15 protein-coding genes and 2 tRNA genes are annotated in these 23,024 nt (G+C 42.0%); 6 read left to right on the forward strand and 11 right to left on the reverse strand.

Annotated elements, in window-relative coordinates; all coding sequences use genetic code 11:
• Window positions 1-13 precede the first annotated feature (13 nt).
• Window positions 14-838: an endonuclease/exonuclease/phosphatase family protein gene (locus tag FGG15_RS17620; RefSeq protein WP_138838780.1), complete on the forward strand. Its 825-nt coding sequence runs from the start codon at window positions 14-16 to the stop codon at window positions 836-838.
• On the opposite strand, the gene FGG15_RS17625 is transcribed toward FGG15_RS17620, so the two are convergent.
• From FGG15_RS17625 to sppA, 3 genes are read right to left on the reverse strand one after another with little or no spacing between them, the layout of a single operon-like run.
• Window positions 835-3,513 carry an AsmA-like C-terminal region-containing protein gene (locus FGG15_RS17625; protein ID WP_138838782.1) on the reverse strand — a complete coding sequence of 893 codons (2,679 nt, stop codon included), beginning with the start codon at window positions 3,511-3,513 and terminating at the stop codon, window positions 835-837. The two genes, FGG15_RS17620 and FGG15_RS17625, sit on opposite strands and share 4 nt — an antisense overlap.
• A gap of 39 nt (window positions 3,514-3,552) precedes the next feature.
• Window positions 3,553-4,260 (reverse strand): queuosine precursor transporter, encoded by a 708-nt coding sequence (locus FGG15_RS17630; RefSeq protein ID WP_138838784.1) that lies wholly within the window; start codon window positions 4,258-4,260, stop codon window positions 3,553-3,555.
• Window positions 4,261-4,262: 2 nt separating this feature from the next.
• Window positions 4,263-6,023 carry a signal peptide peptidase SppA gene (sppA, locus tag FGG15_RS17635; protein ID WP_138838786.1) on the reverse strand — a complete coding sequence of 587 codons (1,761 nt, stop codon included), beginning with the start codon at window positions 6,021-6,023 and terminating at the stop codon, window positions 4,263-4,265.
• 67 nt (window positions 6,024-6,090) lie between these two features.
• Between sppA and folK the strand changes: the two genes are divergently transcribed.
• A complete protein-coding gene (gene folK, locus FGG15_RS17640; protein WP_138838873.1) occupies window positions 6,091-7,236 on the forward strand; it encodes a 2-amino-4-hydroxy-6-hydroxymethyldihydropteridine diphosphokinase in 1,146 nt (381 codons plus the stop codon).
• Between the two features lie 104 nt (window positions 7,237-7,340).
• On the opposite strand, the gene FGG15_RS17645 is transcribed toward folK, so the two are convergent.
• Complete coding sequence (locus tag FGG15_RS17645) at window positions 7,341-7,892, reverse strand: RNA methyltransferase (RefSeq protein WP_138838788.1); 552 nt, start codon at window positions 7,890-7,892, stop codon at window positions 7,341-7,343.
• A 143-nt stretch (window positions 7,893-8,035) separates the two neighbouring features.
• On the opposite strand from FGG15_RS17645, the gene mutS reads away from it, so the two are divergent.
• The 3 genes from mutS to FGG15_RS17660 all read left to right on the forward strand — a co-directional run bounded on the left by mutS (window position 8,036) and on the right by FGG15_RS17660 (window position 10,962).
• The gene (mutS, locus tag FGG15_RS17650; protein ID WP_138838875.1) at window positions 8,036-10,618 is read left to right on the forward strand and encodes a DNA mismatch repair protein MutS; all 2,583 of its coding nucleotides are present in this window, start codon (window positions 8,036-8,038) and stop codon (window positions 10,616-10,618) included.
• Between the two features lie 114 nt (window positions 10,619-10,732).
• Window positions 10,733-10,805 (forward strand) — tRNA-Gly (locus tag FGG15_RS17655).
• Between the two features lie 72 nt (window positions 10,806-10,877).
• Window positions 10,878-10,962, forward strand: a tRNA-Leu gene (locus tag FGG15_RS17660).
• A gap of 197 nt (window positions 10,963-11,159) precedes the next feature.
• Here FGG15_RS17660 and FGG15_RS17665 read toward each other — a convergent pair.
• From FGG15_RS17665 to FGG15_RS17685, 5 genes are all read right to left on the reverse strand, one after another.
• A complete protein-coding gene (locus FGG15_RS17665) occupies window positions 11,160-11,498 on the reverse strand; it encodes an SdrD B-like domain-containing protein (protein ID WP_138838790.1) in 339 nt (112 codons plus the stop codon).
• A 107-nt stretch (window positions 11,499-11,605) separates the two neighbouring features.
• Window positions 11,606-13,603, reverse strand: coding sequence for a SusD/RagB family nutrient-binding outer membrane lipoprotein (locus FGG15_RS17670; RefSeq protein ID WP_138838792.1), 1,998 nt, complete (start codon window positions 13,601-13,603; stop codon window positions 11,606-11,608).
• 11 nt (window positions 13,604-13,614) lie between these two features.
• On the reverse strand, window positions 13,615-17,193 hold the full coding sequence (locus FGG15_RS17675; RefSeq protein ID WP_161991987.1) for a SusC/RagA family TonB-linked outer membrane protein: 3,579 nt from the start codon (window positions 17,191-17,193) through the stop codon (window positions 13,615-13,617).
• Window positions 17,194-17,379: 186 nt separating this feature from the next.
• The gene (locus FGG15_RS17680) at window positions 17,380-18,525 is read right to left on the reverse strand and encodes a FecR family protein (RefSeq protein ID WP_138838796.1); all 1,146 of its coding nucleotides are present in this window, start codon (window positions 18,523-18,525) and stop codon (window positions 17,380-17,382) included.
• A 139-nt stretch (window positions 18,526-18,664) separates the two neighbouring features.
• The gene (locus FGG15_RS17685) at window positions 18,665-19,255 is read right to left on the reverse strand and encodes an RNA polymerase sigma-70 factor (RefSeq protein WP_138838798.1); all 591 of its coding nucleotides are present in this window, start codon (window positions 19,253-19,255) and stop codon (window positions 18,665-18,667) included.
• A 425-nt stretch (window positions 19,256-19,680) separates the two neighbouring features.
• On the opposite strand from FGG15_RS17685, the gene iolG reads away from it, so the two are divergent.
• The gene (gene iolG / locus FGG15_RS17690; RefSeq protein ID WP_138838800.1) at window positions 19,681-20,682 is read left to right on the forward strand and encodes an inositol 2-dehydrogenase; all 1,002 of its coding nucleotides are present in this window, start codon (window positions 19,681-19,683) and stop codon (window positions 20,680-20,682) included.
• 15 nt (window positions 20,683-20,697) lie between these two features.
• Here iolG and FGG15_RS17695 read toward each other — a convergent pair whose 3' ends face one another.
• Both FGG15_RS17695 and FGG15_RS17700 read right to left on the reverse strand, forming a co-directional pair.
• Window positions 20,698-22,089: a c-type cytochrome domain-containing protein gene (locus tag FGG15_RS17695; RefSeq protein ID WP_138838802.1), complete on the reverse strand. Its 1,392-nt coding sequence runs from the start codon at window positions 22,087-22,089 to the stop codon at window positions 20,698-20,700.
• 9 nt (window positions 22,090-22,098) lie between these two features.
• On the reverse strand, window positions 22,099-23,022 hold the full coding sequence (locus FGG15_RS17700; RefSeq protein WP_138838804.1) for a beta-propeller domain-containing protein: 924 nt from the start codon (window positions 23,020-23,022) through the stop codon (window positions 22,099-22,101).
• Between the last annotated feature and the right edge of the window lie 2 nt (window positions 23,023-23,024).

Below are 23,024 nucleotides of genomic sequence, written 5' to 3' on the forward strand. Positions count from 1 at the left end.
ATTGAAGAGTTCAATGAAACAGATTACGCTTGTTTGTCTTTGTTTGGTATTTGCTTTGGGCGCTAACGCCCAGCAGTCTATTATGACTTTTAATATTAGGTACAACAATCCCAAGGACGGTGAAAATTGGTGGGAAAAAAGGAAAGAGGATGTTGGGGCCTTGGTCAATTTCTATCGACCAGATGTTATGGGCATTCAAGAAGGCTTGCATGACCAGGTAGTTTTTTTGGATGATTTTCTACCCCAATATAGCTACGTAGGTGTTGGCAGGGACGATGGTAAGGAGAAAGGGGAATATGCGGCCATCTTTTATAACAAATCGTCGCTTGAGGTTCTCGATACCAAAACCTATTGGCTCTCTGAAACCCCTGACAAGGTTTCTGTGGGGTGGGATGCCTCCATGGAACGCATAGTCACTTATGCAAAATTCAAGGATAAAGACAACCAAAAAATCTTGCATGTTTTCAATTGCCATTATGATCATATAGGCCCCTTGGCTCGAGAAAATTCCTCCAAAGTGGTTCTTGATTTAATTAAAAAAATGGGAATCGGCAACGAACGTATTGCTGTTATTGGCGATTTGAACAGCCTTCCAGAGAGCAAACCCATTCAGGTACTAACCCAAGAACTCAAAGATGCTTTTGAAACCAGTGAAAAATCACCTTATGGCCCTGTTGGCACTTTCAACAGCTTTAAATCCATGGACAATCTTGAGGGTAGAATAGATTACATCCTGGTCAAGAACTTAAAAGTGAAAAGTTATGTTACCATTGATGACAAAAGAAAAAATGGCTTTTTTGTTTCAGACCATTTGCCGGTTATGGTTGCGGTGGACTAATTATTATTCACCGTATCCTTTTTCTTTTTGCCCAACAAACCTCCCAAAATCGATTTAGCGGCATTCTCCACTGGGTCTTCCTTGGTCTCCGTGGAATCTGTGCTTTCCTCTTTGTTACCCAGTAAATCCCCTAAAGTTTCCGTAACCCCTTTAGATTCGGTAGCTGTGGAGTCGTTTTCATCCGATTTGAACACATCGGCAATCAAGTCTTTGGCTTTGTCCTTGCCTTGGTTCACCAACTTTTGCTTTTGGATTTCCACCAATTGATTGGTCAATTTGGTCACTCCGGAACTTAAATCCGTACTAACCGATGGACTGGTATAATTACCCCCAATGCTTGCCACCACCGGAATGGTCAGGTTTTCCAAATCCGAATCGTCAATTTTAGCGATTAAATTGTTCACCTCAGACCCCAAGTACTTGGCCGGTACATCCAAGGTGGCATTATAGTTCAGCTGTTGATCAAAAGTGTGGTTACCATCTACGTTCACCGCAATGTCCTTGTATTTTAAACTAAAGGGTTTCACTTTAACGGTGCCATTATCAAAGCTCAAAGCGGTTTTTAAATCGCTTAAATCCAAATCTTCGGTATTTAAAAAACTTAGCTGCCCGTTTAAGGATGAAAGCAAGGGCGCTTTTTGGGCATCCACTTTAGTGGACAATAGTTCTGCCAACAGGTTTCCAGAAATAGTTGACAGATTCGGCGTAAAATCTTCTTTCAGATTTCCTGAAATCTTTACGTCAGAATTCAATTTACCTTGCAGCGCACTGGCCAAAGGGGCCAACACCTTAAACAGTTCCAGCGAAGCAAATGAGTCGCCAATATTGAAATTGTTCAACCCCAAATCCATATCAAATGTGGATACCTCCTCCTTGGTCGATACTGAACCATTGAGCCCCAGAGTGCCCCCGAACAAATCGGATTGCAAGCCTTGGACTGTCGCCGTTTCATCCTTGATGATCAATTTCCCCTTTACGTTCTTCAAATTCAAATTATCGTACAAGACCGTATTAGCTGTGGCATCTATGGTACAATCCAAAAAGGATGGGATTTTGATTCGTTCCTCAACAGTTCCCGTACTTTCTTCAGATTCCTCCCCGGATTCCTCCACCATAAAATCGTTTAACGCAAAGGTGTTGGAAGTCAAAGTGAAGTTCCCTTCCACATTCTCCTTATTGAACATAAAGCCCAATAAATTGTTGAGGGTTCCCTGTGCATTAAAATCCGTACTTCCTGTTTTTCCCCTAAAATTGCTCAGCGTAACTCTTTCTGGGGTGAAGTTGACCGCTGCGGAATTAATATGCACTGGGTTTTTAAGTTCATCCGACGCATACTCAAAACCTTCCAAGGCCAAATCCCCCTGGGTTTGGGTGTTGGCGTACTGCTTATTATCCAAGGAAACCATGTCAAATGCTGTGGTCACATCTGCAGTTAAAATGCCTTTAAGCCCATAATCCTCGGACACTGGGTAAGCCTGGGAAATATTCGCCAGATTGATTTTACCGTCCATTTGGGCATTCACCTTGGTATTGCCCATCAAATCACGAATCTTGGCGTTTAGGTCAAATTTATCCTGGTCAATGGTAAAAGATAGCTTGCTGATGTCCACATAGGTATCTTCCGTAATCCCCGTTTGGTTATGAATCTCTGTATCAATATGGACGTTGCGTACCGATTTGGGTAAATCTGGATATTTGAAAGATGCATTTTCTGAATTTACGCTGATATGAAATGTTGGTATGTGTTCCTCATCCACAATTCCCTTAAACTGACCGGCTACCTCAAAATTCCCGGTAGTACTAACATCTTCAATGTTTTTTGAATACACCTCTGGAATCACGGCCAAAAAGTTCTTGAAATCCGAAGAAGGGGTTTTAAAACTAATATCCACTTCCTGGTTTTCTTCATTCACCTGTACAAAGCCATCAAAAACCAAGGACAATTGGTTTACCATAGCCTTGTTTTCCAAAAAGGAATACTTGTTTTCCTTTAAATCGATACCTATCAGGGCATCCAGATAGATCTTATTATTGTTCAGGTATTTGGTGCTGTCCATTTCAAAAGACACCAAAGCATCCGTCAATGTTTTTAGTTGTGATTGCTCCAAGGATAGATCTCCAGAACCGGAATGATTCATTTCGGATAGGGCTAAGCGCATCCCACTGGATAAATCGTGATAAACGATTTCAGAATTCGTAATGGCATAGGAATCCATGGAAAGGGTAAAACTGTCTGAAGTTGCTTCGGAGCTTGTGGCTTCTCCCCCCTCTTCCTTACCAATATCATAATTGGCATTCTCATTTTCATCCACTACAATGCGCAGCTGAGCTGCCTCTATATCCAAGCTTTTGATACCAATAGGTTGCTCAGCTGATTTAAAAAGCTCGGAAATTCCCATCTTAAGGGCTATACCATCTGATGCAAACAAGGTATCCCCTTCAAATGGGGCCTTATTGATCAAGGAAATATTGCGAAGTTCCACATGGGCATTGGGAAAACTCTTGAGCAAGCTTAAGTTGGCCTCCTCAAAATCCAAGGTGGCATTTAAATTTTGGTTTACCTTGTTTTTAATGATTTCGGCAACCTTCCCCTCCAAGAGCAAGGGCAAGGAAATGACCAAGGCGATAAGTACAAGCAGGCCAATACCTACAATTTTTAGCAGCTTTCGTTTCATAATTTGGGATTTAATTACCACAAAATAAGGAAGAACTGCTCAATCCAGACTAATCTCTTCCCCTATTTTTAAGTTAAATCTTTTTCTAAAGAGATATACGAAAAGATAGAGCAAAGGGGTGTCCAACAGGGCAATAAAAACTTTAAAGAGGAATCCACTGACGACCAAACCGTAGAAAAGTTCCCATGGAATCTCCCCAAAAACACAGAGCAAAAGCACTACCGTAAAGGTGTCAATAAACTGGGATGAAAAGGTGGAAAAGTTGTTTCGCAACCAGAGGTACTTGCCCTTTGTGACCCTTTTCCAAAAGTGATAGAGTTGGATGTCGATAAACTGGGCCAAAAGGTACGCCATCATGGAAGCAAAAACGGCCACAATGGTATTTCCAAATACGGATTTAAACATTTCGTTGTTCACGGGTGACCAATCCGTGGCAGGGGAAATATTGGCCACGGTGACAATCAATAAAGAAAAAAAGGAAGCGAAAATCCCAGCTATAACCACCTGATTGGCCTTCTTCTTCCCAAAAATCTCCGAGATTAAATCGGTGATCAAAAAGGTAATGGGATAGGGTAAAATCCCCACGGAAATTTCAAATAAGGGAGCCCCAAAAACTTCAATTTCTCCAAAGGGATTCCAATAAAAGAATTTTTGAAAAATAAGATTGGAGACCACCAAGGAGGTGATAAACAAGGCACCCAAATAAAGGTAAATCGAAAAAGCTTTTTTCTTATCCCCTTGGGTCATTCCTATTTAATATTTAAGCTGAACGGCATTCTGGCCTGGATTCCTTTTTGTTCGGTAATATTTTTAAACTCCTTTAAAATACGATATGCTTCCCCTCCAATTTCCTCTTGGATAAGAACCTCTCCCATTTTGGACTTTGCCCCAGCCATATCATCCATAAACCGCTGGAAATCGGATTTATACTTGGGGTACTTCCGAATGCCATACTCCCCCAAGTCGGCCATTTCTGCAGCGGCTTCAATGGCATCGTCCAAACTTCCCAGTGCATCCACCAACCCATTTTCCACAGCATCCACCCCACTCCAAACCCGTCCTTGAGCCAAGGCATCCACGGCTTCCAAACTCATATTTCTTCCTGCTGCCACCCGGGCCAAAAAAGTCTCGTAGGTGTCTTCTATGCCCTCTTGAACCACATCCCGGAATTCCTTGCTCATAGGCTCGAACAAGGAATAGTCCACCGAGTTTTTGTTGGTACCCACCTGTTCTGCGTTTATTCCAATAGTACCTGCGAGTTCATGTGCATTGGGTATAGTACCAAAAACGCCAATGGAACCTGTAATTGTTGTCGGTTCTGCAAAAATTTTGTCCGCGGCCACCCCAATATAATAGCCTCCAGAGGCCGCTACGTTTCCAAAGGATACCACCACCGGTTTTTCTTTCTTGGCCAATTCCACTTCGCGCCAAATGATATCGGATACCAAGGCGCTTCCACCTGGTGAGTTTACGCGCAGCACAATAGCCTTTACTCCTTCGTTTTCCACGGCTTTCTTTAAAGCCCGTGTTATCAGACCTTGGCCTATGAATTCCTTGCCGCCTTCTCCGTAATAGATTTCCCCCTCTGCATAGATGACTGCAATTTTATCCTTTCCGCTTCTTAATCTTTTGGATCCGGATACTTGTAAATAATCTTCAAACTTTACATAATTAAGGGATTCCGTTGTCTCCAAGCCCAATTGATCCTTCAGCAGGGTTTCGTATTCATCAAAATAGATTTCTCCATCTATCAACCCAGATTGTACCGCAAATTCTGGCGTTCTACCACCCAAGGTATCCGCAATAATATTCAGGCGGTCCGTGCCCATGTCACGGGACGCTCCTATATCTTCCAACATTTGTCCCCAGATAGAACCGATCAATTCCCCTATCTGTTCCCTGTTTTCCTCGCTCATGGTATTGGACAAATAAGGTTCCACAGCACTTTTGTACTTGCCGTGGCGAATTACTTCCATTTTAACTCCAGCTTTCTCTTGAAGATTCTTAAAATAGAGTACTTCCGTAGCCAAGCCTTTAAAATCCATTGCCCCCACTGGATTTAGGTAGAGTTCATCAGCCACACTGGCCAAGTAATAATCCTTTTGGGTAAAGAAATCGGAATGGGCATAAATGAATTTGCCGGTCGACTTAAAATCAGATAGTGCCTTACGTATTTCTTGGGCTTGGGCCAGACCAGCTTGCAAGAAACTGGTGGTCAAACTTATACCCTTAATGTTGTCATCCGTAGCGGCTACGTTAATTCCGTGAATAATATCGTCCAATCCAACCTCATTACTCCAAAGCCCTGCAAAGGGGTCTGTGTCGTCCCGCCCCACATAATCCCGGATTGGTTCGGTAAAACTCAATTCCAAAATCGAGTTTTGTTTCACCACAACGCCCTGATCTGCACTTCCAATCAAGGTCAGGAAAATCATAAACATGGCCATCAGGATTCCAAACGCCATCAAACACCCCAAAATAGCGGCCAATAGATTTCTCAAAAACTTCATGCAACAAATTTTATTCAAGGCCAAAGATAACCATTGTGGATTGTTTTGTTATTTTGCCCTTCTGATTATGGCACTAAGACAGCAGGCATATTTATCCCTTGGGAGCAATTTGGGCGAACGCGCACTAAACTTGCAAAAGGCCGTGTTGGAAATTGCCAAGGAAGTAGGGGATGTTACTGCTGTTTCCGCAGTTTATGAAAATGCTGCCGTGGGATTTGAAGGAGGCGATTTCCTCAATGCGTGTATTGGTGTCCAAACCGAACTTTCCCCCTCCCAATTGCTCCAACAACTTTTGCAGTTGGAAATAGATTTTGGGCGGGAGAGAAAAAGTCAAATGGGATACCAATCCCGTACTTTGGATATCGACATCTTGTTATACGGTACAGAGATTGTTGAAGACACCACTTTAAGCATCCCGCATCCAAGTATGCCGGAACGTAATTTTGTGTTGAAACCCCTAGCTGATATTGCTCCCCAGTTCTATCATCCTGTTTTAAACAAGGATATTCGTAATCTGCTGCAGGAATGTAAGGACCGTAATCAACTTGAAAAAACCAAGCATAAACTCTATAATAGCCGCTTGGATTTATTTTCGCAATTGCAATTCATAGCTATTGAGGGGAATATTGGAGCGGGAAAGACCACGCTTTGCAAAATGATTGCGGAAGAATTCAATGCCAAACTGGTTTTGGAACGTTTTGCCGACAACCCCTTTTTACCAAAATTTTATAAGGACCAGGCCCGATATGCCTTCCCTTTGGAAATGTCCTTTTTGGCAGACCGCTACCAGCAGTTTACGGATGACACTTCCCAATTTGATCTCTTTAAAAGTTTTATGGTCAGTGATTATGATATTTTCAAATCGCTGATTTTTGCCAAGATTACCTTGCAAGCAGAGGAATTTAAGTTATACCGTAAGGTTTTTAACTTCATGTACCGCGAGGTCAAAAAACCAGATATTTATCTATATCTCTACCAAAATACAGAGCGATTATTGTCCAATATCAAAAAAAGAGGGAGGGATTACGAGCAAAGTATACCTCCGGATTATCTCGCTAAAATAAACCAAGGGTATCTGGATTTTATAAAGGGGCACCCAGATCAAAATAGTATGATTCTGGATATGAGTGATTTGGATTTTGTAAACGATTCTTCGGATTACCAGAAGGTTTTGCAAGTCCTTGAGAACCAGATTTTAAGCTCTAATTTTTAGGAGAATTTTTGTAAAATGTTTGCATATAACGAATGGTTTTATTTTATTAGACCTCTCTAACCGAGAAACTAACTAACTCAAACTATATGTTTAGCCCTGATTTTTCAGGGCTTTTTTGTTTTTTGGGCATTCATTTTGTTCCACACATCCCACACTACTACCCCAGCGCTAACGGAAATGTTCAAGGAATGCTTGGTCCCAAATTGTGGAATCTCCAAAACAGCATCACATGCCGAAACCACCTCTTGGGAAACTCCTTTGACCTCGTGTCCAAAAATTAAGGCTAAAGGCGCATCTTGCAGAGGTGCAAAGTCATTCAACAGTATGGCATCTTCCACTTGCTCCACAGCTATGGTCTTAACTCCTAAAACCTTGAGTTCCTCAACCAATTCCAAGGTTTCCTTTCGGTATTCCCATGCCACACTCTCGGTGGCTCCCAGAGCCGTCTTTCGGATGTCTTTATGCGGCGGGGTTGCTGTAATTCCACACAAATAGATTTTTTGTACCAAAAAGGCATCTGCCGTCCTGAAGACGGAACCAATATTGTTCAGACTGCGGATGTTGTCCAGAATAAGTATGATCGGGGATTTTTCAGCAGATTTAAATCCATCGAGGTCCAATCTGTCCAGTTCCCGGTTTTCCAATTTCCGACTCATATTTTTCAACTATTGTGGCAAAAATATCAACAATTATTTTGGGGAATGCCTGAAAAAGCTACATTCGTTTCAACCTCTTCATTTTTAACCAAAATAACAGCGCTTTGGCAGCTTCTTCAAAATCGAAAAAGGTAACTCCTTTAATGCAGCAGTACAATACCATCAAGACCAAACATCCTGATGCGTTGTTGCTTTTTAGGGTAGGTGACTTTTACGAGACTTTCGGGGAGGACGCGATTAAGGCTTCCAAAATTTTGGGCATTATCCTTACCCATAGGAATAATGGGGGGGATAAAACCGAATTGGCCGGTTTCCCACATCATTCCTTAAATACCTATTTGCCCAAACTGGTAAAGGCGGGACAGCGTGTTGCCATTTGTGATCAGCTGGAGGATCCCAAAATGACGAAGAGCATTGTAAAGCGGGGAGTCACCGAATTGGTTACACCCGGGGTGGCCCTCAACGACGATATTCTATCCGCTAAAAACAATAATTTTCTTTGTGCGGTTCACTTTGGAAGGCAAAAACTTGGGGTATCTTTCTTGGATATTTCCACAGGCGAATTTTTAACTTCCGAGGGTTCTGCAGAGCAAGTGGACAAACTCTTGCAAAACTTTTCCCCAAATGAGGTATTGGTTTCAAAAAATCACAAAAAGGATTTTTTGGAGCTATTTGGCAGCCAATTGCACAGTTTTTTTCTGGAAGATTGGATTTTTCAGGACGACTATGCCCTAGAGAGCCTCAACTCCCATTTTAAGACCAAAACCCTTCAAGGATTTGGTATTGATCATTTGGCCCATGGAATTGTGGCTTCAGGGGCAGTACTCCATTATTTGTCCGAAACCCAGCACAAGCAACTTCAACATATCAACAAAATCCATCGCATAGCGGAAGAGGAATACGTTTGGATGGATCGCTTTACCATTCGCAATCTGGAACTTTATCATTCCACCAACCTGAATGCTGTAACACTGCTGGACATCATTGACAAAACCCTTTCGCCCATGGGTGGACGGCTATTGAAAAGGTGGTTGGCGCTTCCCCTAAAAAATCAGGATAAAATCCAACGAAGGCATCAGGTGGTTTCCCATCTGAAAGCGGAGGAACCCCAATTGGAAAAGCTGCAGCATTGGATCAAGCAAATGGGAGATTTGGAACGCTTAATTTCTAAATTGGCCACAGGAAAAATCAACCCAAAAGAGGTAATCCAATTAAAAAATTCTTTGGAAGCTTTGGTCCCCATCAAGCAATTGGCAGAACAAAGCCCTAATCCCTCATTGAAACAAATTGGGGAGGACATGGATGCGTGTGAAGCACTTCGGACCAAAATAAAAGAAGTGGTGCACGAAGAGGCCCCGGTAAATCTTGCCAAAGGGAACACCATCGCTGAAGGCTATTCCACAGAGTTGGATGAACTGCGCAATCTTGCATTTTCCAGTAAGGACTATTTGGATAAAATGCTGGAACGGGAGACCGAACAAACGGGCATTACTTCCCTTAAAATTGCCTCCAATAACGTCTTTGGATATTACATTGAGGTTAGAAACACCCATAAAGACAAGGTTCCCGAAAGTTGGATCCGCAAACAGACCTTGGTTAATGCGGAGCGCTACATTACCGAGGAACTAAAGGAATATGAGGCCAAAATCCTTGGGGCTGAAGAACGAATCTACCATTTGGAGCAACAATTGTTTGAGCAACTGTTGGTCTGGATGCAGGAATACATCACACCCGTACAGCAAAATGCATACTTGGTGGCCCAGCTCGATTGCCTTTGCGGTTTTGCGCAATTGGCCCGTGAAAACGATTATGTGGAGCCAACGGTTTCCGATTCCACCACATTGGAAATTAAAGACGGTAGGCACCCGGTTATTGAAAAGCAATTGCCCTTGGGTGAAAGTTATGTCACCAATGATGTGCTATTGAATCGGGAAGCGCAACAAATTATTATGATCACGGGGCCCAATATGAGTGGTAAATCGGCTATTTTGAGGCAAACCGCGCTGATCGTACTCTTGGCCCAAATGGGCAGCTTTGTTCCCGCTTCTGAAGCCCATATTGGTTTGGTGGACAAGATTTTTACCCGGGTGGGGGCCAGTGACAATATTTCCATGGGCGAGTCTACTTTTATGGTAGAGATGAACGAAACGGCCTCAATCTTGAATAATTTATCAGAAAGGAGTTTGGTGCTCTTGGATGAGATTGGACGTGGTACAAGCACCTATGATGGCATCTCCATTGCTTGGGCCATTACGGAGTATTTGCACGAGCATCCAGCCAAGGCCAAAACGCTCTTTGCCACGCATTACCACGAGCTTAATGAAATGACCACCACCTTTAAGCGTATCAAAAATTTCAACGTTTCGGTAAAGGAGTTGAAAGACAATGTGCTTTTTCTAAGAAAACTGGTACCTGGGGGTAGTGAGCACAGCTTTGGAATCCATGTGGCCAAAATGGCGGGCATGCCACAGCAGGTCATCCAAAAAGCCAATAAAATCTTGAAAAAACTGGAAAAATCCCATTCCAGTGAGGAAATCACGGATAAGCTACAGGCCACTCAAAATGAAATGCAATTGAGTTTCTTCAATCTGGATGACCCTCTTTTGGAGGAAATCAAGGAAGAAATCCTGCATTTGGACATTGACACCCTGACCCCTGTGGAGGCTTTGATGAAGTTAAATGAAATTAAGCGCTTGTTAAGTAAAAAGAAGACGGCCAGTTCGTAGAACATTTTTCTTGAATTCTTGCTGTCTCTTTTGCTTAAAAATTCTTTCGGATTTGAAGAAATATATTAAATTTGCATCCGCACCAGCGAAAAGGGGTGCGTAGTTCTTTAAAATGCGAAAATAGCTCAGTTGGTAGAGCATCACCTTGCCAAGGTGGAGGTCGCGGGTTCGAATCCCGTTTTTCGCTCGACTTCAACTCCGCTCATTGCTTACGGGTGGAGTTTTTTTTTGGAGTCCAATGCCATGCCTTGGCAGGCAAGCTCGAGTGGTGGAATTGGTAGACACGTTGGACTTAAAATCCAATGGCCATTGTGGCCGTGCGGGTTCAAGTCCCGCCTCGAGTACTAAAGCCCTTACTATGTAAGGGTTTTTTTATGGAATGTTATTTTCTTTTTAATTCAAAAAACTACCAATTTCCTAAGTATTACATAAAAAGAAAGCCGGCCATAAATGGCCGGCAATCCAACTAACATAACTCAAACAATATACGTTGCGAACTCTGTTTCAATAACTGCTAGTTTTTTAAAACAAAGTAAGCCCGCTATTTCTGGTTCAAGGTAAGTACAACTTCCTTTGCAACTTCTCCACCTACATACACAATTTGGGGAGTATTACCTGTATCCCAAACAACATCACCAACAGTAATGGTAGCACCTACATAATAATTGGCCGCATCTAAGCCCGTAAAGTTGAAGTTACCTTCTGCATCTGTTGTTGTTTGTTGGAGCAAGGCTGTATTCTCGGAATACAGCTTTACGGTGATACCGGATAGTATGTTGCCATTATCTCCACTTGCATTTCCGAATATAGACCCTTCATCATCTTTGGTACAAGAAACTACCAAAACCAATGTAAGGATGACATAAAAAACTCTCTTCATTTGTTTATTTTATTTATTGACCGTGACTAGAAGCTAAAATTTTACTTACAACAGGAACTGTTCTAATCATTTTGGCTTCGTGATATCTATTCGATCATGTTTAGATTTTATTCAAGTACATTTTTCCATTTGGTATTCCGTCCGGTAAACCAAACTGGAATATCAGGATCGTCTGTTTGGCTAATGATTGCCCAAGCCGCTGGATCTGTAGCCTGAATATTTGGATTGTACAAAAAGCGCTCCTTCCATCGAAATGTTTCATAAGGTGATCCAGGGTTATCTCCTAGATAGCTTATCAAACGTCTGGCAGATGTCCATGGCACCTCAAAATTGAATAATCCGTAGTGCAACTGCAATTGATTGAAGATGGCTTGAACCTTCTCTTGATCTGTCATCGTATCGAATTGCTGGGCGGCGTATTCAGCAAAAGCAGCAGCATCATATTCTTTTGAAGGTCTATCCCTTTCAATTCTGGAAGGATCCATATTGCTTGGGAATGCAGGCACCGTTTGCTGGCTATAGGTGTTGTCATTATTAATGTCATACCAATAATCACAAGACAATTTAATGGCATTTGCATAATGTTCACGAGCGGATCCAGCATTTCCAAAACCACGTACTGCAGCCTCGGCCAGTGAAAGCTCAGTTTCCACAGCATGCAACGTGGGGTATCTAATGTCAAAATTATACAAAGGGCGCACGTTGAATTCTGCAATCATGTTATTGTCAGTACCAATTTGAAAATTAGTATCACTAGAACTTGTAAGGTACCCACGGAAAGCATCTAGCAAAAAGGCCTCTCGACCTACCAAGGTACCCTCCAAATCTGCGCTTAGCGCAATAGTTTGCTCGTCCCCATCTTCGGAACCAAAAGAAACTTCAGTAACATTTACATCCGTCATAATGGGATCGTTAATATAATAGGTCCGAATTATTTTGTTCAAATAACTATTGGGGTCGCTACCATTATCCCAGCTGGTCTCGGCACCGATATATCGCCCTAAAATATCCGAAGAGAAAACGTACTTGATTCTAGGATCCACTGTACCGTTCTCAAGTCCTTCAGCGGCATTATCACCACTAAAATAGTACAAGGTTTCTCCTTCCACTACCACACTTTCTTCCGTTGGGATACAAAACATAGCATCTTCCAAATAACGTTTTGGAGCACGACATTCATCTGCTCTTTCCCGAAAAGCCCTAGTTATTCCCAATTCACGCTGCAAGCGGGAGGGATCAACAATAGCAATATCCGCTAATCCAGCCACATCATTGGCTTCATCAAAAAGTGGTTTTCCGGCCAATTCATTGATAGTTGCCGTGGTAAGGTCTGGAAGTCTTTCGCTAACCGTCATGGCCCATCTTAATCTTAGGGAATTAATGTACTTCCGCCATTGCATAATGCTACCATTAAAAATAACATCCTGATTTTGGAAAACACTTAGCTCGCTAGCATCCAATTCCAAAGTGGATAAATATTCCTCAATTTCACCCAGTTCAGCAATTATAATAGGGTACACTTCCTCTTGACCCAACCATTCAGCTCTTTCCCCATCCAAGGCTCCAGCAGACCCGGTCTGAAAATATGGAACATTGTCATACCCGTCAATTCCTCGTTGATAGGCATATCCCTTCAAGGCATGTAGTAATCGCATAAAAAGGACATCCAACTTGGAACGATCCGCTTCTGCAATGTTATTGAACTCCTTTTGAGCCCAAAGGATACCCTTAACCCAATTACTGTTCAATTGATTAAAAACTGATCGGTTAAACCCATTGGATCCCCAATCGTTTTCAACATCCCGTAAGGTGTATGAAACACCAAATGCTTCAGGTGCCATATAATACAATTGCACCCCGGTTCCCATTACACGAGATCCACTTCGCATCTGATGATATTGGGCACCATAATCACCCCTTAGATAAAATCCTTGGGTCAACTGGGAGGTAAAGTATCCGGCAATAATACTTACGCCGGCCGCATCTGCTTGGGATTTGGAAAAACCGTCTGGATCTTGGTACAGCTCCTCTAGCTGATCTTGACAACTATAGGATGTGGCCAAAACCAGAACACATAAAGTCAATTTAGTTAATACATTTTTCATAATACGCAATTTTATAGTTTAACTCTTAAGGACAATCCTAATGATCTCTGCAAGGGTAATGCAGTGGTAGAAAAAGCACCAGCCGACCAACCAGTTCCATTGCTAGCTTCGGGAATAGAATTGGGTGCAGCTTTATACAGATAAGCAACATTATTGGCGAAAACAGAGATTACTGCTTCCGACAACCCCATTTTCTGGGCAATAAGGGGAAGCCTATAATCCAACGACACATTACGTAAGGCTATATAATCACTCTTAAAAATTCGATCTTCCGGGAAGAAGCCATTGGAAAAGTAAGATGATCCATAATAATCCTCAGCGGATACAACCTGGGTATTTGGGGTCCCATCGGTACGTACACCATCCAATATAACTCCGTCGTTAAAGGTTGCCCCTGTTCCTGGGTTTGTTCCGGCTACTCTGGTACCTTCATCATTTATATAATAGGCTTGACCTCCTGTAGCGGCATCCCTAAAGGGCAAACTTTCACGCAAGACTCCTGCGGCCAACATGTATGTTTCAGCTTCACTTACGAAAGTCGCTCCAAAAGAATAATCTATATTGGCCACTAAAGTGAAGTTCTTATAGCTAAATCTATTGAACGCACCCCCTGTAACATCGGGAAGCAATTTTCCAACCTTTCTGTTGCTGCTCCTGCTATATGCATAGCGGGCCCCACCATTTTCAACAATGCGAGCGCCATTATTGGGATCGTTGTCATCGGATGGGTTTATGTAGTTCCGGAATCCTTGTTGTTGGATGATCGTCCCGTATTCTCCCCCAACTTCGGCAACATAGTTAAGGCCGTTTCTCTCGAACAACAATTGGGAAGTAAGATCATCTGTTAGACCATTTACTTTGGTCTGGGCCGACGCAAAGGTCATATCCAATCCCCATTGGAAATTCTTGTTGAAGATAGGCTTGGTCCTAAGTCCCAATTCCCATCCGGTGTTTTGTACATCGGCTGCATTTACCCTAACGGTGTTTACCCCAAGTCCTGGTGGAGCAGTAATCGCCATAATTTGATCATAGGTATTTGCTCTGTATATGGAGAAGTCAATACCTATTCTTTGGTTTTCAAATAAGAAGGCTTCGAGACCTGCTTCAAACTCACGTTTTCTTTCCGGCTTCAGGTTTTGTACAAACTGGGCATCGATTGGAGGTAGGGAACTTGGAGGACTTAGAATGAATCCATTCCCAGATTGGGATACTCCAAGGTTTACATTACCAAAATATAATGGCCCCGGCCTTCCTACATCTGCCCAAGAAGTCCTCAGTTTTAAAAACTTAACAAATGAAGGAAGATTCAAGGAGTTGGAAGCGATCCAAGTGGTACTTAAACCTGGGTAAAAATAGCTGTTGTTGTTTGGAGGTAGGATAGAGGACCAGTCCTGACGAGCTTGCGCCTCAATAAAAATTTGATCCTTCCAATCTACCTGAACAGATCCCAAAACCCCATAAAGTACATCATGTCCATTATCATTAATGTAGTTGGGTTGTTGACCGGAAGGCAGATTGGTAAAAGAGAAAAAGTTAGGGATTACAAATCCACCAATACGTTCAGCTCCTTTAGTCTGAAAGCGATTATCCCTATGTATGGCACCAACAAGACCGGAAATTCCCCAATCATTGAAGGTAGTGTCAAAATTAAGTGTTCCTTGAATATAGGACCTTCTAATCTCACGATTTTGATCCCTGAACACTGAGCCACTATTTGGCCCTATTAAGCTGGGGTCTTCCAACTTACCTCTATAAATACTTCTTTCATCCGTATTATCTATCCCAGCAAGGATTTGTGCACTAAAGACCTTGCTCAAGGTTACGTCCAAGGTCAAAGACTGTATACCATGAATACGTCTAAATTCACTTTCATTCTGGGTCCAATCCCAAAGGGAGCCTACCACAGTTTGTCTCCCTGTGGAGATAAATTCCCTTTGCTGATCTTCGCCTCGGAAAAAGTTAAATCCATTTTCCGTAACCAGGAACCTCCTCAAAAGATCTACGTCAACATCACGGGTATACCCCCCCAAATTAGAGGTGGAACCTTGTGAGTCAGCAGACCCCTCAAAAGATGCATTTAGGTTATCGGTCACAAAATAATTACCCACATATTTAAGTGAAATGGCATCATTAAGCTTATAAGAAGCATTCACGCTAAAGGTGTTTCGGTCGTAATCTCCACCTCTCGTAATAGGCTTGTAATCCATGTTGGTGTATGCAAAACGAACAGAACCCTTTTCTCCACCTGAACTTACAGCAACATTGAGAAGTCTTTGACTCCCTGTTCTAAAAAGTTGTTCAAAAACATCCTTTCTTGTAGGTTGCCAAGGACGAAGAGAACCATCCCACCAGCGAAGTTGTACACTGGGATCATACCTAGGGCCGAAGCCAGGGCCATTAACATCAAGCGCCCTTTCGCCCACTTCATTGATATAAAAGCCTTGGTCATCGTTTGCATCTATACTTGCGCTACGTCCCGTTCCGTACTGATCTTGAAGGACTGGTGTGAACGCACTTTGTTCGATGGTCGTGGTCATGGAAGCGCTAATACCAAGGCCCCTACTTCTGGATCCGGATTTAGTTGTAATCAATATTACCCCATTGGCTCCTTCACTACCATAAAGCACAGAGGCTTTTGCCCCTTTAAGGATTTCCATGGACTCAATGTCCTCCGCATTAATATCATTTATTCCCGTTCCATTGTCCCTTCCCGTTCTTGCATTTCGAGTAATCCCAGTGTCTTGATCATAAATTGGGATCCCGTCTACAACTATCAAAGGCCGTGTGGTAGAATTCTGGTCAAAGGATACGGCATTACGAATGTTGATTTTAAAACCACCAGTAGGTCCGCTAGCCGTACTGGCTACTTGCACACCAGAAGCGGTTCCATAAAGTGATTGCAAAGCATTAACAGGAGATCCACTGGCAAGAACTCGCTCGGAATCCACCTTGGAAACCGCATAACCCAGTGCCTTAGCGTCTTTTCTAATACCCAATGCAGTTACCACTACTTCATCCAACTGACTTGCGTCTTCTTTCATGGTCACATTGATTGTGGTCTGATTCTCAACAGGAACTTCTACAGTGACAAAACCTACATAGGAAAACACCAAGGTGGCGGAATCACTGGACACGTTAATGGTATAATTACCATCAAAATCAGTGGAGGTACCATTGCCTGTTCCTTTTTCAATAACATTTACACCCGGAAGCGGTTGCCCGTCAGCGTCTACCGTGGTTCCGGATATGGATCTCTGGACAACTGGATTGTTGCCATCAGTTTGCATCAGTGTGTTCCTTTTTAGCACGATCTGTTTGCCCAATATCGAATAAACGACATTGCCATCAGTGAAAATTCTATCCAAGATTGTTTTAATCCTTTCATTTTTCGCTTTGATGGAAACAATTCTTCCCAGATTGACTTCCTGGGTATCTGCCAAGAACTTAAAATCGGTATTTCGTTCTATCTCGTCCAAAACCTTTTCTACCCTCACCTGCGTTAGGTCCAACGAAATTTTTGTGGTTTGAGAGTATGTACTGGCCTGAATTTGGAAAAACGAAACAATTACCAAAATTGTTGTCAGTTTCATTTTGAGGTCAAATTTCGGGATGCCCCATAAAGGCACACCCGAATTAGTTGTTTTTTTCATACTTTTAATAGCGTTATTGTGGTTTAACATTAGGTTGAATCACGTTTGACTATCGGAGGATGTTGGCCCATCCTCCGATTTTGTGATTTTTTGGTTCGTTAGTTTTTGGTCATGTAAATGTTAGTTTTAATTAATAATTATCTGGTTGTTTGATATATCATAGTCAATAGCATAATTCTCTTTAAAAGCTTCCATTACCTCCTCAATGGTCTCAATGTCAAATGAAGCGTTATAGTATTTTTCCTCCAGAGAGCTGTTATTGTTGATAATTGAAACATTGTATCGTCTTTCCAGCTTTTTTCGGATATTCTTAAATGGACAGTTTTTAAAGACAATCCTGCCGTTGATCCAGGAGGTATAGATATCCGTATCTACTTCCGTCACGGTCATTTGAGCTGTTCTTTTGTTCAAGGATGCTTTTTGATTTGGCTTAATAACTAGGGAACCCCGAATTTCATCCGTATTCCTGGCCGATAATTTCACCGAGCCCTCTACCAACACTGTGCTGATATCCTCATCTTCAGGATAGGATGACACATTGAACTTGGTCCCCAACACCTCCACCTGAATATTATTGGCATTGACCAAAAATGGACGGTTTACATCTTTGGTAACATCGAAATAAGCCTCGCCCCATACTTCGACTTCCCTAGGGTTGCCATCAATAAATTGGACAGGGTATTTTATGGTACTTCCCGCATTGACCTTTACCGTGGTTCCATCTGACAATACCAAATCAAACCTTTTACCTAAAGGCACTTTCAATTCATTGTAAACCAATTCTTTAGGGCTTAATTTTTGTTCGTAAGCTATGGTATTTCCCTTTTGATAACCCACCACGTTGCCCTTGGAATCAGTAATTTTTTTTTGGTCGTTTTCGGAAATCACATCCATACTGCCATTGTCCAATTTCAGCACTATGGCATCTGAATTGTCAGTATTGGAAATAGTGGAGAATCCCGTTTCCTTAAAATGCTGGATAATATAGAGTGTCCCTAAAACAACCGCCACGCTAGCTGCATATTTCAGCCACATTTTTGGTCTAAATGTTTTCACCTTAATGTTCCTTTTGGATTTTTGTGCAATCCCCTCGGTCAAACGATTCAACATCCTATCTTTCAACTCCTGTCGATTTCCCAATTCCTTGGGCCAGCTATCAGAGTCATCCTCCTGAAAACTATTGAAATAGTTAAGCAAAAATCTTTCTTCTTCCTTAGTGGTTTTTCCCTCTAGATGTTTTTCCAATAAGGTTAAAAAGCTCTTTTTATCCATACGAATCAATTCGCCTCTAATGGGCCTTTACTGTATAGTGTCAATTATGGAAGGTATCCCCTATTTAAAAATGAATTTTTTTCAGTTTTTTTATCAAAGGGCTAAATCCAAAGGGAAATATTGGATGCGGAAAGAGGAATTAAAAGAGATGAAAACTGATAAGAATCAGAAAATTGCCCACAGTATTTCTCAATATTTTAAGGGCTTTGGTCATATGGTTTTCAACGGTTTTCGTTGAAATGTCCAAGCGGCTTGAAATTTCTGCATGTGTCAATTGTTCGTGCCGGCTCAGCTTGTACACTTCCCGGCACTTCTTTGGCAATTGTTCCACGCTGCTGTTCACTTGGGCAACCAACTCCTGGTATAAATATTCGGATTCTGGGCACCCATAATGCACCCGTGGCTCAAGGTTTTCGAATACCTCAACCCGAACATTTTTGCTCTTTTTACGTATCTGCGCAAAAACTTGATAGCGCACACAGGAAAAAAAATAACTCTTGAACGTTGTGGTAATCTTTATTTTTTGGCGGCGGTTCCATATATCCAGAAATACATCCTGAACAATGTCTTCGCAAAGTTTCTTATCCTTCAAGATGTTGTAAGCAGCCAAAAATGCCGCATCCCAATACCTATCATAAAAAGCCGTAAGGGCACTTTCATCGTTATTTTGCAAACGATTTAAAAGGGCCTCATCAGTGTGTAGGAGGAACGTTTTTGTTTGTTTGGTCATTGCGGAAATGCTACATAAAAATCATCAGCAAAAAAATCCTAAAGCCAAAGTAATAGAAAAAACCAAACATGGGCTTTACCATTTTTTGGCATTTTTATGTACTTTTTTTGCATTTAACACATTTTGTTTACCAAAATTTAAAAAATTAACATTACTAAGATCACATTGACTTTGTCAATTTTTTTTTAGGTGGTGTTGAAGGAATCCGTGACTTATCCCACTTCGTTTTCGCCCTAATTCATCTAGATTTTATCCCATCTTATATAGATGATTTTTCTTTTTCCAAATCCAACTCACCTGCTATATGTTCTTAATAACAAAAATTGGCTCAAGCCCTCAATATCAAAGGGAATTTCCTTGTTTTCACAACAAAATTCTGTTGTATTTGTAGGCTATGAAACGTATATTTATATAAACAGTATTGCATGGTAAACATTGGAATTATCGGGGTAGGTAGAATGGGAAAAATCCACCTCGAAAATCTTTCCAGAAAGATTGACGGCGTGCATTTGGTAGCCGCGGTCAACACTGGGAAAGAGGGCCAAAAATTCGCACACGACTTAGGAGTCCCCAACGTATCAGATGACATTGGCATCATTCTCAACAATCCAAAAATTGACGCTGTGCTTATCAGTTCCCCAAGTGATACCCACTCAACATATGCAGTCAAAGCGGCGGAAGCTGGAAAAGCGGTTTTCTGCGAAAAGCCCATTGACAAATCCTTGGACAAGGCAAAGGAAACCGTTGCCGCAATCTCCGCATTGAATGTTCCCTTAATGATCGGCTTCAACCAAAGATTTGACACCAACTTTGCCAAGGTCAAGGAAAACATATCCAAAGGTACCATTGGAGATTTGCGTAATCTGCATATTGTTAGCAGAGATCCCCAACCCCCTCCCATTTCCTATATTAAAAAATCCGGGGGTCTGTTTAAGGATATGACCATCCACGATTTTGATATGGCTCGGTTTATTATGGGCTGCGAAGTGGTTGAAGTTTATGCTTCGGGCAACTGTCTGGTAGACCCAGCCATTGGCGAAGCCGGCGATATTGATTCTGCCACAGTACTGCTTAAATTTGAAAACGGTGTGATGGCGACGATAGAAAACAGTAGGGAAACCAAATACGGGTACGATCAACGTTTGGAGGTTTTTGGATCCAAAGGGGTCATAAAAGTGGACAATCCACTAAAAAGCAATGTGAGTATTGCCACAGAATCTGGTTCTACCTTAGATCGTCAATTGAACTTTTTTATAGATCGATACGAAACATCATACCTTGAGGAGATTCGAGTTTTTGTGGATGCGCTAATCAATAAACGACCTATGCCCGTAACTGGGGAAGACGGCCTTAGGGCTATGACCATTGCAGAGGCGGCCAATCAATCCTTACAAGAAAATAGACCTGTGCGTGTAGGTAAGGTATAATTTGACTGTGGTAATTCAATCAAATTCTATTCTTAAATCTTTATGCTGCTGTAATTGATTTACCACGGTACTATCGGCCATGGTTTCCGAAATATATAGCCGTTTCAGATTTGTGAGTTTTGGTATTACTTCCAGCAATCCAACAGAAATACTCGTTTTATACAGATTTAGCGATTCCAAATTTGTCAAATTGGAGAGATAGGTCAGACCTTCATCAGAAATTTCATTTTTGCTCAGATTCAGTTTGATTATATTTTCCAATTGACCAATTTTTTGCAAGTGCCCATCTTCAATCCCGGAATTGCTCAAATTCAGCCAAATGATTTGGTCCTTGAGCAGAAGTAGGGTTTCGGAAGCTTTATCAGTGAACTCATGCTCACTCAAGCTAAAATTGGCCTCCAAAAAATGATTGTCTATCATCAATGGATTCAAGATAAAACCAAGGTTGGTCAACGAATCCACAACATTCGGATTGGGAGCTTCAACTTGTTGATTTAGTAGTTTGTTCTTATCCAATCCCAAATACTTTTCAACCAAATCCTGCATTTCCTGATCCGGGTTCAATGCCGTAAAATAACCTTCTGCCGGGGCTTGGGCGCTGATCCACCATCCTATCAGGGTCACCTCTTCCTCGGATAGTGGCGGCTTGCCCTCAGAGGGCATGAAATCATCATGGGATTCCGGTAATGTTATTCGCCTGTACAGATCGCTGGAATTGAGATCTCCAGGAATCAAAATTTCACCGCTTTCCCCTCCTGCCATCAGACTTGAAAAAGTGGTCAAATCCAAATCGCCTTTCTTTTTATCCTTGTTATGACAGCTTACACAACGGCTGTCCATTATTGGTGATATCAAATCCAAATACACATCCGCAGAATCCAGCACGGTCACTTTTTTTCGTGGAACTGCTTTGTCAGGCATTCCTGCAAGATTTCGGACAACATTGGGGGCATATTCCAATAAGTATGTGGAGCCATGGGTTAAATTTCCTCCCAAATGGCCTGTATAAAAAACCGCAAACACAACTAGTCCGATGAGCAAAGATTTACCATAGAACGGAAGCTTCAGTTGTTTTTTGGATATGTAATAGCAACCAAGGGAAAACACAAAAACCGAAACACCCACCCATTTATGCCAGAATAAGGTATTTTCACTGTAATCCCCAGACAAGGAAAGAAAATACCCCAAGACCACCGCCACCAAAGCACTTAGACTTCCCAAGGCCCACAAATAGTGGGTGAAATTTCCCAAAGGCTGGAATTTTGGTCTTTTTGCAACTACTTCCACCAATACAGCCAACAACAAAAAGCCAATAGGTAAATGAACAACCAAGGGGTGTATCCTACCAAAAAAAATGAGAATATCAGCGGGTGCTTCCCCAGCGCTGTTGAGTAAAATAGTTAGCAATCCTGTTCCTTATTTGAGTGGTGCGCCCTTTATGGGTTTACCATTGGTGGTTAATATTTGAAAATGATGGGCCCGATGGGCTTCGTAAGTCCAAACGATGTTCTTGTCTGGATCCACTTCGAACATCTTGATTCCTTTTTGGGCTCCATAACTTGCAATTACCGTGTTTCCATTGGGCAATCTTTGCGCACCGCAGGGGTCTACCAAAGGTTTTTCCGAAAACAATGAATTATCAATTTCCCAAACAATATTCCCTTCGGCGTCCAACTCAACCACCCTATTTCCATGGGTCAAGGTGACCAAGGTATTGCCATTCTTCAACCGAATCGCCGTGAACGGCCAGGTCTCTGCCGTACGTCCTCCATATTCTTTAAAATCTGTACTAAATGTATTGACCACAGTTCCATCAGGTTGATACTCCTTTACCGCAAATGCGAGTAAATGCGGTACCAGATAATTTCCATTTTTGAGCTTTCTGGCCATTCGGGTTTGCATATGTACATTGTCGGTTTCCGGTTGCAACGGAACACTTTTTACCACTTCTCCCTTTTTGTCGATTTCCACAATTCTGGGTTGTGTCCCGGATTCCGTTATCAAAGTATGTCCATTGGAAAGTCGTACAGCAGTTCCCAATTCCATATGTTCTTCGGCCCGATTATAGCTAAGGATAACTTCCTTTTTTTTATTGAATTCCTTTACCTCATCTGCCCAACAAACCAAGATATTTCCATTTTTTAGCACATAACCATCTCTTGCACCTGCTTTTTGGGAATCCCAAACCACCTCACCTGCCTCATCTATGATTCCTGTAAACTGAGGGCCTGCAATAAAAAAAGAATGGCTGATTCCCGACGTGGATTTTTGTGCAATGGCCATTACAGGTATCAAACAAAATAGGGCTACAACAATCTTTAGAATTGAATTTGTTTTCATTT

Origin of the sequence: Flagellimonas algicola (assembly GCF_005937185.1) — a bacterium.
Classification (GTDB): Bacteria; Bacteroidota; Bacteroidia; order Flavobacteriales; family Flavobacteriaceae; genus Flagellimonas; species Flagellimonas algicola.